The organism is Streptomyces sp. NPDC058221 (genome assembly GCF_042882365.1).
Lineage (GTDB): Bacteria > Actinomycetota > Actinomycetes > Streptomycetales > Streptomycetaceae > Streptomyces.
Genome location: NZ_JBHVWF010000016.1, coordinates 20,745 through 34,337, shown reverse-complemented (window position 1 = coordinate 34,337; position 13,593 = coordinate 20,745). Strand labels below are relative to the sequence as shown.

Sequence of the window (13,593 nt, the reverse complement as noted above, 5' to 3'; positions counted from 1 at the left end):
TCCCCTCCCCCCCTCCCCCCCCGCCCCCCCCGCCCAGACCCGCACCGGGTGGTTGGGGGGGGGGGGGGGGGGGGCCCCCCCCCCCCCCCCCCTAGGCGGGAACCTCAGCCCTCGTCCCCACCCCGCGCGCCGCACGGCGAAACGCACGGCCCCTTGCGCCACCACTCAGGCAGCATCGCAATCGCCTCGTCCCCCAGCGGGTTCACTCCCGGCCCCGCGGCCAGCGAGTGCCCCACGAGCACGTGCAGGCACTTCACCCGGTCCGGCATGCCGCCCGCACTCGGGAAGCCCTCCAGCACCTCGATGGCGTCGCGCCGGGCGATGTAGTCCTCGTGCGCCGCCCGGTACGCCGCGGCCAGCTCCGGGTCACTGCCGAGGCGCTCGGTCATCTCCCGCATGACCCCGTTCGCCTCCAGCGTGCCGATCGCGGACGCCGCACGCGGACACGTCAGGTAGTACGTCGTCGGGAACGGCGTACCGTCCTCCAGCCGCGGCTGGGTCTCGACCACGTCCGGGTTTCCGCACGGGCAGCGGTGCGCGATGGCCCGCAGCCCGCGCGGCGGGCGCCCCAGCTGCTGCTGGAACGCGGCGATGTCCGCGTCGGTGGGCGTGCTCGACTCGGTCTGGGGAGGGGGCGTTTCCATGCCTGCCTAGGTTCTGATCGGGCTGTCTGAACTGCGGTTGCGCAGCTGAACGGGGAAAGAGGACGTACGGGTCAGCCGCGGTCGGCGCTGTCCACGCCGTCCCACAGGTTGGAGTGCCACGGCCGGCCGGACTCCTCCGGCTTTCCGTTGCGCTCCTTGACCGCGTCGGGGTCGACCACCGTGTAGCCGGTCTCCCCCGGAAGAAGGTAGTGCAGGTGCTCGCGGGCCAGCCGCCTGACGTAGGCGTCGTCCTGGAGGCGCGCCTTCTCGTCGCGCAGCTCCTCGGTGCGTGCCTCGGCCTCCTGCGCGAGCCGCTCCTGGTCGGCGATCTCGTCGCGCTGCGACACGTACTGCCGCATCGGGTACGCGAGGGCGACCACCAGCGAGCAGACCACCAGGGCCAGGAAGGCCGCCCGGCCGGTGAGGCGGGAACGGCGGGCCTGACGGCGGTTCTGCGACCGGTAGACGCGGGCCGCGGTCTGCTCACCGAGCAGCCTCAGCCGGGTCGCGGTGGAGAACCGGTCCCGGTCCTTCGCGGCCATGTCTCCGCCTCCCCATTACGCACGTCCGTCCCCGCACACGGTACGGGACCGAGTGCGGGGACGGACGGAGGCCGGGGCGCTGGACCCCGTCGGGCTTGCCGACCCCGGCCGTGCGGGTCGACCTGTGGTCAGCCCTTGAAGCGGGGGAACGCCGAGCGGCCCGCGTACACCGCGGCGTCGTCGAGGATCTCCTCGATGCGCAGCAGCTGGTTGTACTTGGCGACGCGGTCCGAGCGCGCCGGGGCGCCGGTCTTGATCTGGCCGCAGTTCACGGCGACCGCGAGGTCGGCGATGGTGACGTCCTCGGTCTCGCCGGAGCGGTGCGACATCATGCACTTGAAGCCGTTGCGCTGGGCCAGCTCGACGGCGTCCAGGGTCTCGGTCAGCGAACCGATCTGGTTGACCTTGACGAGCAGGGCGTTGGCGGAGCCCTCCTCGATGCCGCGGGCCAGGCGCTCCGGGTTGGTGACGAAGAGGTCGTCGCCGACGATCTGCACCTTGGCGCCGATCTTGTCGGTGATGACCTTCCAGCCGGCCCAGTCGTCCTCGTACAGCGGGTCCTCGATGGAGACCAGCGGGTACGCGGAGACGAGCTCCTCGTAGTACTCGGTCATCTCGGCGGCCGAGCGGGACTTGCCCTCGAACTCGTACGTGCCGTCCTTGTAGAACTCGGACGCGGCGACGTCGAGCGCGAGCGCGATGTCCTTGCCCGGGGCGTAGCCGGCCTCCTTGATGGCCTCGACGATGAGGTCGAGGGCGGCGCGGTTGGACTCCAGGTTCGGCGCGAAGCCGCCCTCGTCGCCGAGGCCGGTGGACAGGCCCTTGGTCTTCAGGACCTTCTTCAGCGTGTGGTAGACCTCGGCGCCCCAGCGAAGGGCCTCGGAGAAGGACTCCGCGCCGATCGGGGCGATCATGAACTCCTGGATGTCCACGTTGGAGTCGGCGTGCGACCCACCGTTGAGGATGTTCATCATCGGGACGGGCAGCAGGTGCGCGTTCGGGCCACCGAGGTAGCGGAACAGCGGCAGGTCCGAAGCCTCGGACGCGGCGTGGGCGACGGCGAGCGAGACGCCGAGAATGGCGTTGGCGCCGAGCGAGCCCTTGTTCTCGGTGGCATCCAGGTCGAACATCGCCTGGTCGATCAGCCGCTGCTCGGTCGCGTCGTAGCCGACGAGCTCCGGGCCGATCTGCTCGATCACGGCGAGGACTGCCTTCTCGACACCCTTGCCGTGGTAGCGGTTGGGGTCACCGTCGCGAAGCTCAATGGCCTCGAACGCACCGGTGGAGGCTCCGGACGGGACGGCAGCACGGCCCGTGCTGCCGTCGTCGAGGCCAACCTCGACCTCGACCGTGGGGTTGCCCCGGGAGTCGAGGATTTCCCGGGCTACGACGACGTCGATGGACGGCACGAGGCGATCTCCTTCTGGGATATGACGCTGGTTGTGCAGGGTCACTTTGGCCTTGCGCCAAGAGCCTAACCGGCCCGGCCGTCTCAGTCGGCCGCACGCCCGTCCCCTGGGACGAAAAAGGACCCAAGGGCAGGCATAGCCGGGCATACGACCAGAAATTTACTGGTGAGTAACTACAACAGTTGAACAATCAACACAGAAACGGCAGGCCCCGGCCCGGCACGCACGGGGGGAAGATGCGGCCGGACCGGGGCGGTCGGCGAGGAGGATGCCGAACTGCTTCAGGAGGTGCTGGACTACTTCGCCAGGTGGAGCTGCTGACCCGGGAAGATCATGTCGGCGTCCTCGACGATGTCCTTGTTCAACTTGAACAGCTGCTCCCAGCCGCCCTTGACGTCGTGGTCGGCAGCGATCTTGCTCAGCGAGTCGCCGGTGACGACCTTGTACTCGCCGTCGCCCTTCTTGACCTTGTCGCCGGTCGGCGTGGTGACGGTCTTCTTCGACTCGGCCTTGGGGGCGGCCGAGCGGTCCGAACGGTTGGTGGAGGGGGCCTCGCTGCGCTCGGCCTTCTTCGGCTCGGCCTGCTGGGCCGGCGCCGACTCCTGCTTGGGGGCGGTCTCGGTCTTGCCGGAGCCGGTGTCGACGCCCGGGTCGACACCGTCGTTGCTCAGGTTGCCGGCACCGGCGCAGGACCAGGCGCCCGGTCCCTGCATGTCGAGGAGCTTCTCGGCGACCGCGATCTGCTGGGACTTGCTGGCGAGGTCGGCGCGGGCCGCGTACTGCGTACCGCCGGCGGCGGCCCAGCTGGACTGCGAGAACTGCAGACCGCCGTAGTAGCCGTTGCCGGTGTTGATGGACCAGTTGCCGCCGGACTCGCACTGGGCGACCGCGTCCCACGTGGAGACGGAGGCGGCGGACGCGCCGGTCGCACCCATGAGGGGCACGGCGATGGCGGCACCGGTGACACCGGCGAGCGTGGCGATACGGACGGCCTTGGACGGGCGACGGTGCTTGTTGCCCTTGCTGTTCAGCAGCATCGAGACTTCTCCTCACCGACGCCTACGAGGTGAGCTGTCGGGTTCGGGCCAAGTGAGTTGCCCGGTCGTGCGTCCTAGCGCACGACTTCACCCCAAGCCGCTCCCGATACGTCTCGCGACGACCGGGCCCGGCACTTACCTGGGTCCCCCGCTCCTGCCTACGGCGCTTTACGCGTCTGTTCCCTTCGACCGACGGCAGGATTCGGCGTGACGATCGACGGGGCCCGCGGTGCGAGCGGTTCCGACCGTAAACACACGCAACCCCCACATTCAAAGAAGGACATACCGGATAAACAGCCCGTATTCGCATCTGAAGAACACCTGTTTGCGCAGGTGGGAACGGATGCGGCGGGAGCTCTCGGACAAGATGCATCAGTTCACGCGAAGAGACCCATGTCTCACTTAGTCAAAAGTGGGACATAGGCCTCTTAAATACCCCAGATTCAGGGTGCTTTCAGCTGTTGATCAGACTGCGTGCAGAGCCGTTCTCATCCGGTCTTCACGCCGAGGTCGAGGCTCTGGCCAGGCAGGATGAGGTTCGGGTCGGAACCGACCTCCGCCTTGTTGGCCTCGTACAGCCCTGTCCAGCCGCCGGGCAGATTCTGTGCGTCAGCAATCGCCCAGAGGTTGTCGCCCGCCCGGACGGTGTACGTACCGTCAGCGGCCGGTGTGCCGGTGTCGCGTGCCTCACCGTCACCGCGTGAGGCGTGCCGCCCCGAGTCCCGCTTGCCGCCGTTCCCCTCGGGAGCCGGCGCGCCACGGTGCTTGCCGCCCGTCTCCGTGTCCTGCCCGGCCCCGTCCGAGGCATCGTCGGAGGGGGTGGCCGAGGGCCCGTCCGAGGGGCCGTCCGCGCCGGAGGAGCCGGACGGTGAGGGCGTGGCGGACGGGGTGGCCGACGCGTCGGGCGTACGGTCCTTGTCAGCCGTGTCGTCGGTCGCATCGGTGGCGTCGTCCGACGGAGCGTCCGTCGCGTCCTCGGAGGCGTCGTCGGACGGCTCCGCGCTCTGTGACGGGTCGGCGGACGGCGACGGGTCCGCGGACTCCGACGGGTCGGCGGACGGCGTGCTGCCCGGGTCGACGCCCGGCAGGGACCCGTCCTCGGCGAGGCCGGACACGACGGCACAGCTCGGCCACGCCTTCGGGCCCTGGTCGTCCAGGACCTTCTCCGCCACGGCGATCTGCTGCGAGCGGCTGGCGAGGTCCGCGCGCGGGGCGTAGGAGTCGCCGCCGTAGGACTTCCAGACCTCCTGAGAGAACTGCAGGCCTCCGTAGTAGCCGTTGCCGAGGTCGGCACTCCACATGCCACCGCTCTCGCACTCGGCAACCCGGTCCCACGTCGAGGCGTCGGCGGCGTGCGCGCCGGCCGCACCGAGCAGAGGGATGGCGATGGCCGAGCCGGTCACGCCTGCGGCGACGATGATCGCGGGTGCCTGACGAGGGCGACGGTGTCTGCCGTTCGCGGAGCCCATGAGGATGCCTTCCGTGTGACTGACGAGTGACTGGTGAGTCGAACGGTGAACCTAGCGGGACACGAACGTGTGTCACAAGTCGATGCAGCGGAGATCACGTGAAAGTCACAGAGTTGACAGAGTGTCACTTCGACCGGAAACGGCTTCGGGGGCGAACTCCGAGGGAAGGGTGTGCAGTCCGCGCACGGCAAGCCCCCCATGCCGGAGCAAATCGGCAGGTTCCACCGCAAGCCGCAGGTCCAGAAGGCGTTTCAGCAGCGTGGCGGGCGCGGTCCGTTCCTCCGGCCTGGGCGAGCGGCGCTCCCGGACAGTGAGGGCCGCCGTGCCGTGTCCGAGGTGCTGATTGTCACGCTGCACGAGGCCCCCGCCGGTGCGGGCCGGCCGAAGCGTCCGGGGCCCTGTGGACGGTGCGGGCCGGCCCGCGGACGCCCGATACCGTCGTCATGTGAACCACACCCCGCCGCCCGAACTCTTCACCTGGGAGTTCGCCACCGACCCGTACCCCGCCTACGCCTGGCTGAGGGAGCACAGCCCCGTACACCGGACGACACTGCCCAGCGGCGTCGAGGCATGGCTCGTCACCCGGTACGCGGACGCGCGGCAGGCCCTCGCCGACAGCCGGCTCTCGAAGAACCCCGCGCACCACGCGCAGGACGCCCAGGGAAAGAGCAGGACCGGTATCCCCGGCGAGCGCAGCGCCAACCTGATGACGCATCTGCTGAACATCGACCCGCCCGACCACACCCGGCTGCGCCGGCTGGTGTCCAAGGCCTTCACGCCCCGGACGATCGCCGCTTTCGGACCCCGTGTGCAGGAGCTGGCGGATCAGCTCATCGACGATTTCGCGGCGAAGGGGGAGGCCGACCTGATCCATGACTTCGCCTTCCCCCTCCCCATCTACGCCATCTGCGACCTGCTCGGCGTACCCGAGGAGGACCAGGCCGACTTCCGCGACTGGGCGGGCATGATGATCCGGCACGGCGGCGGTCCACGCGGCGGAGTCGCCCGGTCCGTGAAGAAGATCCGCGCCTACCTCGCCGAACTGATTCACCGGAAGCGGGAGAACCCCGGCGACGACCTGATCTCCGGACTGATCCGGGCGAGCGACCACGGCGAGCACCTCACCGAGAACGAGGCCGCCGCGATGTGCTTCGTGATCCTCTTCGCGGGTTTCGAGACGACCATCAACCTGATCGGCAACAGCGCCCACGCGTTCTTCCGCAATCCCCCGCAGCGTGCCGTCTTCCAGGGTGCGGTCCAGCGGGGCGACGACCGTCTCCTGGACACCGCCATCGAGGAGCTGTTGCGTTTCGACGGCCCGGTGGAGCTGGCCACCTGGCGCTACGCCACACAAGCGCTCGACATCGGAGGAACGCGCATCGGCGAGGGCGATCCGGTGCTCGTGGTCCTGGCGGCGGCCGACCGTGACCCGGCCCGTTTCGCGGAGCCCGACACACTCGACCTGTCCCGCCGGGACAACCAGCACCTGGGGTACGGGCACGGCATCCACTACTGCCTGGGCGCGCCCCTCGCGCGTCTGGAGGGCCGCACCGCGCTGGAGACCCTGTTCCGCCGGCTGCCGGACCTGCGGCTCGCGGTGGACCCCGGCGACCTGCGGTGGCGGGGCGGCCTCATCATGCGTGGTCTGCGGACGCTCCCGGTGGAGTTCACGCCACGCTGACGCGGCTTCAGCCGTTGCCCTCCGCCGCCCTGATGGCGTCCCGGTAGGTGCGTCCCGCGGCCCGCAGGGCGGCCTCCGGGTCGGTGCCGTCGTCCTGGGCGCGTACGGCCAGCTCCAGGAGCCGGTAGCCGATGCCGTCGCCCTCGGGGAGCGGCACGTCGAGACCGGCGCTGCGGACCCGGCCGGCCAGCTTCGCCGCGAGCGCCAGGGCGGGCTGGCCGAGCGGCACCCCGTCGGTGACCGACTCCCGCTGCTTCTCGATCGCCTTGGTCCGCAGCCAGTGCGCGTGGACGTCCTCGGGGGTCTCGGCGGTCTCGTCGCCGAAGACATGCGGGTGACGGTGGATCAGCTTCTCGACGAGCGTGGCGGCGACGTCGTCCACCGAGAACGGCTCGTCCTCGGCCTCCTCGGCGATGCGCGCGTGGAAGACGACCTGGAGCAGTACGTCGCCGAGCTCCTCGCGCAGCTCCTCGCGGTTGCCGTCCTCGATCGCCTCGACGAGCTCGTACGCCTCCTCGATGGCGTACTTGGCGAGGCCCTTGTGGGTCTTCTGCGAGGTCCAGGGGCACTCGATCCGGATCCGGTCCATGACCTGGACCAGATCCAGCAGCCGGGCGCCCGGCAGGTCGTACGAACCGGGCAGCAGCTCCAGATCGGGCATCTGCACCCGGCCCGAACCCGCCAGCCGGGCCAGCCCGTCGGTCAGCGGCTGGTTGCCCTCACCGCCGCTGAGGACGACCACGGTCCGGCCCCCGGCGCAGGCCCCGACGAGCTCCTGCGCGTCCGGGACGGCCGGCTCGACGGTGATGCCCGCCTCGCGCAGATACGGCAGCTGGGGCTGGTCGGGCTCGGCGCAGAGCACCAGATCGGCGGCGTGCAGCGTCTGCCAGGCGGGCCAGGACAGCAGTCCGGGCGCAACCCGGTGGCTGGCGGTGAGCAGGACGATACGGCCGGGGTCTTCAGCGTTCACACGGCGAATCTACCCGGCCGTCTCTCCTCGCCTACGCCCCGGCCTCCGCCGCCGCCTGGGCCGGCTTGGTCACCTGGTTGATCCAGAGGGCCTTGTAGTCGCCGAGCTGGATCTGCTTGTTGTCCCAGCTGCCGTAGCGCGGGTTGACGTCGACCTTCAACGCCTTGGACGCCTTCGTCAGCGCCGCACCGAGGATCTTCGCACCGGCCGGCGTGGACGGGTCGGCGTCGAGCACCCGGGAGAGCTTGGTCAGCTGGATCTGCTCGCGCAGGAAGGCGTCGATCTGGTCCGGAGAGATCCAGCGCTCCTGGAGCACCGCGGCGCGCAGCCCCTTCTCCCCCTTGTACTGGGTGACGGCGGACTGCCGCATCTGCTGGATCTCGGCGCGGCTGACGGTCACCCCGGCGTCGGCCGAGGCCCGGTCCAGGACCCGGTCCAGGATGATCCCGTGCAGCTTGGCGCGGACGAGCTGGCCGGACTGGTCGGCGCCCTGGGCGGGCTGCGCGGAGCCGCCCTGTGCGTCGCGCACCTCCGTCACCTGGGCCTGCACGGTGGACACCGCGATCCGGTCGCCGCCCACGACGGCTGCCGCGCCGGGGTGGGCCTGGCTGCCGCAGGCGGCGAGGAGCGGCGCTGCGACGAGCAGTGCGGCGGAGACGGTGAGCGTGGTGCGACGGCGGCGGTGCAAAGGAGCCTCCCGAGGAGATTGTGCGGCGGTGCACAAAGCCTTGCGGTGATCGATGTTAGGCAGTGGAACTGGTCCGGGCCACTGATTCGACCAACGATTCGGAAGGAGTTGGGGATGTGGGCTCCCCGCTGGCCGGATCAGCGCACCGGCAGGGACTCTTTCTGCGGTGCGTCGGGCCGCAGCATGATCGTGCGCGAGACCACGAAGGTGATCGGGATCGCGGCGGCGGCCGCGGCCAGCGGGGCGTAGCGGCTGCTGAACCCGGCCAGGTCGACCAGCAGGTAGACACCGCCGGTGGTGATGACGAAGTTGGCCGCGTTGGTGAGCGGGAAGAGCAGGAACTTCCGCCAGGTGGGCCGGGTCCGGTAGGTGAACCAGGAGTTGAGGAAGAAGGACCCGGTCATGCTGAGCACGAAGGCGGCCACGTGCGCGGCTATGTAGGGCAGCCGGGTCAGCAGGGCGAGGTAGCAGCCGTAGTACGTGCCGGTGTTCACGACGCCCACGAGGGCGAAGCGGACCAGTTGTGCCTTGACCGTCATCGGCGTACGGACTCCAGGGGCTCCGGCTCCGGTGCCTGTCTGCGGGACCGGGTGTTGGTGTCCTTCACCAGGTAGTGCGGGCGGCGCTTCACCTCGTAGTAGATCCGGCCGACGTACTCCCCGACCACCCCGACCATCACCATCTGGACCCCGGCGAGCGCGGTGACGACGACGAGAAGGGTGACGTATCCGGGGGTGTCGACGCCCTTCACCAGGGCGACGCCGACGATCCACCCGGCGTAGACGAAGGCGAGGGACAGCAGCAGCAGGCCGAGGTAGAGCGCGGCCCGCAGCGGCTTGTTGTTGAACGAGAGCAGCCCGTCGAGGCCGTAGTTCAGCAGCTTCCCGAAGGTCCAGGCGGAGCGGCCCTGTTCCCGGACGGCGTTCTCGTAGCTGAACGTTGTGGTGGGGAAGCCGACCCAGGCGAAGAGGCCCTTGGAGAACCGGTTGTACTCGGTGAGTTCGAGTACGGCGTCGGCGGCCCGGCGGGACAGCAGCCGGAAGTCCCCGACCCCGTCGACGAGTTCCACGTCCACCAGCCGGTTGATCAGCCAGTAGTAGGCGCGCGCGGTGAGGGTCCGGGTGACACGGTCGCCCGTGCGGGTACGCCGGGCGATCACCTGGTCGTAGCCGTGCGCGTGCTCCTGCAGCATGCGGCCGACGAGCTCCGGCGGGTGCTGGAGGTCGGCGTCCATGATGACGACGGCGTCGCCCTCGGCGTGCTGGAGGCCGGCCAGCATGGCGGCCTCCTTGCCGAAGTTGCGGCTGAAGGAGACATAGCGGGCCCGTGGGTCGACGGTGGCCAGCCCCCGCAGAATCGGCAGGGTCCGGTCCGAGCTCCCGTCGTCGACGTACACGAGCTGGAATTCGTGGCCCAGCAGGGCCATCTCATCCGTCACGCGTTCATGGAAGCGTTCGAGTATCTCTTCCTCGTTGAAACAAGGCACCACCAGCGAGATCAGCACGAATGTACATCAGCCGGTCAAAGTGTCGGGACCGGATGGCGGGCGTGGCCGGGGGGCGACGATTGGATGAACGGGGCCGGCCCGGCGAAGTGCCCGGGACCGCACGGGCGACGGAGCGGCCTCCCCGCGGAGCACGTGCCAGGCCCCGGCGGACCGCTGCCGCTGATTCGCAGTTCCCGCACGGCCTGTTCCTGACGGGCGCGCAGGACCGCTGCCCAGCATGGGACGGGATCAGAGAAGCAGAGGAGTACTCCGTGACCGAAACCTCCACCAGCCACGACGATCCCCGGCGTCCGCATGTCCACGGGCACCGCCACCACGAGCCCGGTTCGCCTCGACCCGTACCGGCACCCGGGCTCCATCGTCCCGGTGGGGCCGGGGTGCCGGTACGCCGGTGCATCCGGGCCGGTGATTCCGCCGCACGGCGCGAGCAGGTCCTGCTAGAGCCGCTTCGCGCTGCGCAGAGTCGCCGCGTAGTAGCCGTTGCCGTCGAGGCGTGAGGTGCCGCCCTTGTCGCCGATGGTCGGGCCGTTCACTTCCTCCCGGCTGGAGACGAAGATCAGGTGGCCGTCCGAGTCATGGCCCATGTACATGCCGACGTGGTCCAGCCGCTGCCCGGTGCGCTGGTCGAGCTTGAAGAAGACCAGGTCTCCCGGTTGCAGCACATCGATCGAGGTGGGCCGGTCCGCGGACGATATGCCCTTGAGCGGGATGACATCGGCGCCGAGCTTGGAGCGGGCGATGCCGTTGGCGGTGCGGGGCAGTCCGTCGCCCTGGCCGTCGAGGGGGGCGAGCGGGTAGCGGGCGCGGTAGCCGAAGATCGTCCGCATGAAGCCCGAGCAGTCCATGGCCCGGTAACGGGCCTTCTCCGGCTGGCGCGTGACGCCGTTACGGAAGGTGTACGGGATGCCCAGGTAGTCGAAGAAGTCCGACTGCTCCAGGCGCAGGTCGTTGCCCTCGCTGCCGTCCGGGTTGATGGGGCCGAACTGGGCGTCCCCTGCGTAGGAGACCCCTTCGTCGTCCTTCTTGACCGGCGCCCCTTCGACGTACTGGAAGGCGAAGGCGAACAGGTCGTCCTCCTCGCTGCCGTAGTAGGTCTTGAACCAGTCCTTGAACCACTGCTGCTTCTCGGCGCCCTTCTTCCACTTCTCCGGCATCAGCCGCACCCAGTTCTCGGTGACGACCCGGGACTTGGTGCTGGTGGGCTCCGCGAAGGTGCGGGAGGGGCCGGTGAGGGTGGCGGTGCGGGCGTGATCGGTGAAGGTGGCGATGACCTTGCCGCCGGCGTCGCGCAGGACGGTGCGGGCGGGTGCGTTCAGCCGTTCCCAGGTCTGCTTCCCGGACTTCAGCGTGGCTCCCGCCGGCTTGTCCGTGATGGCCTGCACGGCGGGCGCCTTGGCCTGTTCGTCCTTGCGGAGTTCCACCGTGAAGTACGCACTGGCGGCGAGCAGCGCGACCACCGTGACGGCGTGCAGGACCTGGCGGGGCCGCTTGGACTGCTTGGTACGGGGAGCGGTCATGAGATCACCTCAGGCAGACGGAAGGGCGCCGAGCAGGATGCCGGCGGTCAGGACGACGTAGGCGAGCAGCGAGACCGAGCCGGTGGCCAGGAGCGTCGCGCCCTTCGGCTGGCGGACCAGCTGGTAGGCGATGAGACCCGGGACGATGAAGCCGAGGGTCTGGTTGGCGTACATCAGCGGGAACTCCACCTGGAGCACGATCATCACCGTCGCCTGGAGGATGACCCCGGTCAGCACCACCGCGGAGAACAGCCGCTTCCCGTAGAGGATGACGACCTTCTGGAGCAGCAGCACGGAGACGTAGGTGAGGACGGTGACGCCGACCACCATGGCGGCGCGCTGGAGATCCTCGACGAGGGTCAGCGCCAGCCAGCCCGGGGTGATCATGCCGCCGGGCGAGAGGTTGGTCGTCAGGTAGCAGACCAGGGAGAACATCAGGCCGAGCGCGATGCCGATGGCGGCGATCTCGGGCGTCAGGACGGTGGGGATCAACGGGGGTCTCCTGCGCTGTTCTGCCGGCTCTGCTGGTACGGGTCCTGCGAGGGGTCGTCCGGGGCCGGGTGCGGGCCCCGCTGCTGCGGAAGCTGCTGCCCGTGCCGGTACGGGTCCACGGGCTGCGGGTGCTCCGGAGGCCGGTGGTCCGGGGGCAGCGCGGGCTCGAACATGCCGCGCGGCCGGGCCGGCGCCTGAGCCTGCACCGGTGCGTGAACAGGCGCCTGTACCTGGACCGGTGCCTGGAGCGTGGGGTGCGGCTGGTAGCGGGTCTCGTACGCCTCCGGGTAGGGCGCGTACGGGTCCAGATGCGGCCGGTACTGCTGGAACTGCTGGAGCGGCAACGTCTCGTCATGGCGGACGTCCTGCGGAGCGTGCGGCTCCGGCTGCCCGCCCCGGATTTCGCCGGCCTGCTCGTCCGGGGTCCGTTCGGGATGCTCGTCCGGGCTCTCGTCGGGCGGGAGTTCGCTGAGGTGCTCCAGCAGCAGCTCGCCCTGACCGTGGATGTTGCCGATGGCGATCAGCGAGGAGTCGGGCCCGAGGCCGCCGAGCAGCTCCCGCATGAACTCCTCCGGATCGCGCCGGTCGCCGCCCAGGTCCACCGCGCGGCTGCGCCAGTCGGCGGGGATCGCGTCGATGGCGCTCTTGGCCGGATGGCCGATCACGAAGACCTTGTCGGGCTGGAGGTCGGGGATGATCTCGCCCATCTGGCCGTTGCGTTCGACCCGGTCGGGGCGGCAGTTGATGACGACGTTCAGCGGGCGGTGGACGGCGCCCAGGTCGAGGAGCTGGTTGACGTTCATCAGCGTCGACTCGGGGTCGTTTGCCGCGAAGACGTTGGCGAACCGCAGCTTCTTGCCGTCCGGCGTCAGATACCGCTCGACGGAGAGGACTCCCGGGTCCGGCGGGGCCTCGTACATCCCCTTCAGCGCGGTCTCCCGCTCCACACCGAGCAGTTCGGCGACCTTCAGCGCGATGGCCACGTTCTCCTTGAAGGTGAACCAGCTGAAGCCGCGCAGCTCCGCGTCGCTCACGGTCTCGGGGTCGGCGTAGATGAGCTCGCAGTCGCGGGCATCGGCCTCCTCCTGGAGGATCGCGAACCGGTCGACCTCGGCGGTCACACAGATGCCGCCCTCCGGCATGGAGCGGCAGAGCGAGCGCGCCACGTCGTCCAGGGTCGGCCCCATCTCGGCCAGATGGTCCTCGCGCACGTTGCAGAGCACGCCGATCGTGGAGCGGATCAGCTTGGACTGGTTGATCTCCTGGAGTGCCGGCATCACCGCCATGCACTCGATGACCAGGGCCTGCGGGTCGTACGAGGCGGCACGGCGCACGATGCCGATCTGCTCGACGACGTTGGCCAGGCCGAACTTGCGGTAGACGGGCTCCTCGGTGGCGTCCGGGTGGATGAACCGGGCCGCCGTGCCGGTGGTCTTGGCGACGGTCACCAGGTCTCCGCCGCGCAGTGCGCCCGCGCAGAGCCGGGTGATGGAGGACTTACCGCGGATGCCGTTCACCAGGACCCGGGCCGGTATTCGCTCCAGGTTGATGAAGTGGCGCCGCTGCTCGACGATGCCCGCTATGAGCAGGATCGCGCAGCACACCACCAGCACGGTGTAAAGGAACAGCACGGCCGG

The 13,593-nt window shown here is 69.8% G+C and carries 13 protein-coding genes and 1 riboswitch; of the genes, 1 reads left to right on the top strand and 12 read right to left on the bottom strand.

Features of this window, described 5'->3' with window-relative positions:
* Positions 1-104: 104 nt before the first annotated feature.
* The 5 genes from ACFVW8_RS08080 to ACFVW8_RS08060 all read right to left on the bottom strand — a co-directional run bounded on the left by ACFVW8_RS08080 (position 105) and on the right by ACFVW8_RS08060 (position 5,101).
* Positions 105-644, bottom strand: a complete 540-nt coding sequence (locus tag ACFVW8_RS08080) for a DUF501 domain-containing protein (protein ID WP_389687287.1) — start codon at positions 642-644, stop codon at positions 105-107.
* A gap of 71 nt (positions 645-715) precedes the next feature.
* Positions 716-1,186: a septum formation initiator family protein gene (locus ACFVW8_RS08075; protein WP_389687285.1), complete on the bottom strand. Its 471-nt coding sequence runs from the start codon at positions 1,184-1,186 to the stop codon at positions 716-718.
* 128 nt (positions 1,187-1,314) lie between these two features.
* Positions 1,315-2,595 carry a phosphopyruvate hydratase gene (gene eno, locus ACFVW8_RS08070; RefSeq protein ID WP_024491435.1) on the bottom strand — a complete coding sequence of 427 codons (1,281 nt, stop codon included), beginning with the start codon at positions 2,593-2,595 and terminating at the stop codon, positions 1,315-1,317.
* A 296-nt stretch (positions 2,596-2,891) separates the two neighbouring features.
* The gene (locus ACFVW8_RS08065; protein WP_389687283.1) at positions 2,892-3,632 is read right to left on the bottom strand and encodes a transglycosylase family protein; all 741 of its coding nucleotides are present in this window, start codon (positions 3,630-3,632) and stop codon (positions 2,892-2,894) included.
* A gap of 4 nt (positions 3,633-3,636) precedes the next feature.
* Positions 3,637-3,808, bottom strand: a riboswitch (cyclic di-AMP (ydaO/yuaA leader).
* Positions 3,809-4,120: 312 nt separating this feature from the next.
* On the bottom strand, positions 4,121-5,101 hold the full coding sequence (locus ACFVW8_RS08060; protein ID WP_389687281.1) for a transglycosylase family protein: 981 nt from the start codon (positions 5,099-5,101) through the stop codon (positions 4,121-4,123).
* A 445-nt stretch (positions 5,102-5,546) separates the two neighbouring features.
* Here ACFVW8_RS08060 and ACFVW8_RS08055 point away from each other — a divergent pair, with 445 nt between their 5' ends.
* Positions 5,547-6,782 (top strand): cytochrome P450, encoded by a 1,236-nt coding sequence (locus ACFVW8_RS08055; protein WP_389687279.1) that lies wholly within the window; start codon positions 5,547-5,549, stop codon positions 6,780-6,782.
* Between the two features lie 7 nt (positions 6,783-6,789).
* On the opposite strand, the gene ACFVW8_RS08050 is transcribed toward ACFVW8_RS08055, so the two are convergent.
* The 7 genes from ACFVW8_RS08050 to pgsB form a co-directional block, all read right to left on the bottom strand.
* Positions 6,790-7,752, bottom strand: a complete 963-nt coding sequence (locus tag ACFVW8_RS08050; RefSeq protein ID WP_389687277.1) for a nucleoside triphosphate pyrophosphohydrolase — start codon at positions 7,750-7,752, stop codon at positions 6,790-6,792.
* 31 nt (positions 7,753-7,783) lie between these two features.
* Entirely contained in the window at positions 7,784-8,440 is a 657-nt protein-coding gene (locus ACFVW8_RS08045; RefSeq protein WP_389687275.1) for a SurA N-terminal domain-containing protein, read from the bottom strand.
* 137 nt (positions 8,441-8,577) lie between these two features.
* Complete coding sequence (locus ACFVW8_RS08040) at positions 8,578-8,979, bottom strand: GtrA family protein (protein WP_389687272.1); 402 nt, start codon at positions 8,977-8,979, stop codon at positions 8,578-8,580.
* On the bottom strand, positions 8,976-9,944 hold the full coding sequence (locus ACFVW8_RS08035; protein ID WP_389687270.1) for a glycosyltransferase family 2 protein: 969 nt from the start codon (positions 9,942-9,944) through the stop codon (positions 8,976-8,978). Before ACFVW8_RS08035 ends, ACFVW8_RS08040 begins: the two co-directional genes overlap by 4 nt.
* A gap of 440 nt (positions 9,945-10,384) precedes the next feature.
* Positions 10,385-11,464, bottom strand: a complete 1,080-nt coding sequence (locus tag ACFVW8_RS08030; RefSeq protein ID WP_389687268.1) for an NlpC/P60 family protein — start codon at positions 11,462-11,464, stop codon at positions 10,385-10,387.
* Positions 11,465-11,473: 9 nt separating this feature from the next.
* On the bottom strand, positions 11,474-11,956 hold the full coding sequence (locus ACFVW8_RS08025) for a poly-gamma-glutamate biosynthesis protein PgsC/CapC (RefSeq protein ID WP_073738471.1): 483 nt from the start codon (positions 11,954-11,956) through the stop codon (positions 11,474-11,476).
* Positions 11,953-13,587, bottom strand: a complete 1,635-nt coding sequence (pgsB, locus tag ACFVW8_RS08020; RefSeq protein WP_389687266.1) for a poly-gamma-glutamate synthase PgsB — start codon at positions 13,585-13,587, stop codon at positions 11,953-11,955. Before pgsB ends, ACFVW8_RS08025 begins: the two co-directional genes overlap by 4 nt.
* Positions 13,588-13,593: the final 6 nt, after the last annotated feature.

Excerpts from the sequence above, each read along its gene's own strand:
- ACFVW8_RS08030 (WP_389687268.1), bottom strand. The coding sequence starts at position 11,464 with ATGACCGCTCCCCGTACCAAGCAGTCCAAGCGGCCCCGCCAGGTCCTG.
- ACFVW8_RS08040 (WP_389687272.1), bottom strand. The coding sequence starts at position 8,979 with ATGACGGTCAAGGCACAACTGGTCCGCTTCGCCCTCGTGGGCGTCGTG.
- ACFVW8_RS08065 (WP_389687283.1), bottom strand. The coding sequence starts at position 3,632 with ATGCTGCTGAACAGCAAGGGCAACAAGCACCGTCGCCCGTCCAAGGCC.
- ACFVW8_RS08080 (WP_389687287.1), bottom strand. The coding sequence starts at position 644 with ATGGAAACGCCCCCTCCCCAGACCGAGTCGAGCACGCCCACCGACGCG.
- ACFVW8_RS08060 (WP_389687281.1), bottom strand. The coding sequence starts at position 5,101 with ATGGGCTCCGCGAACGGCAGACACCGTCGCCCTCGTCAGGCACCCGCG.
- ACFVW8_RS08075 (WP_389687285.1), bottom strand. The coding sequence starts at position 1,186 with ATGGCCGCGAAGGACCGGGACCGGTTCTCCACCGCGACCCGGCTGAGG.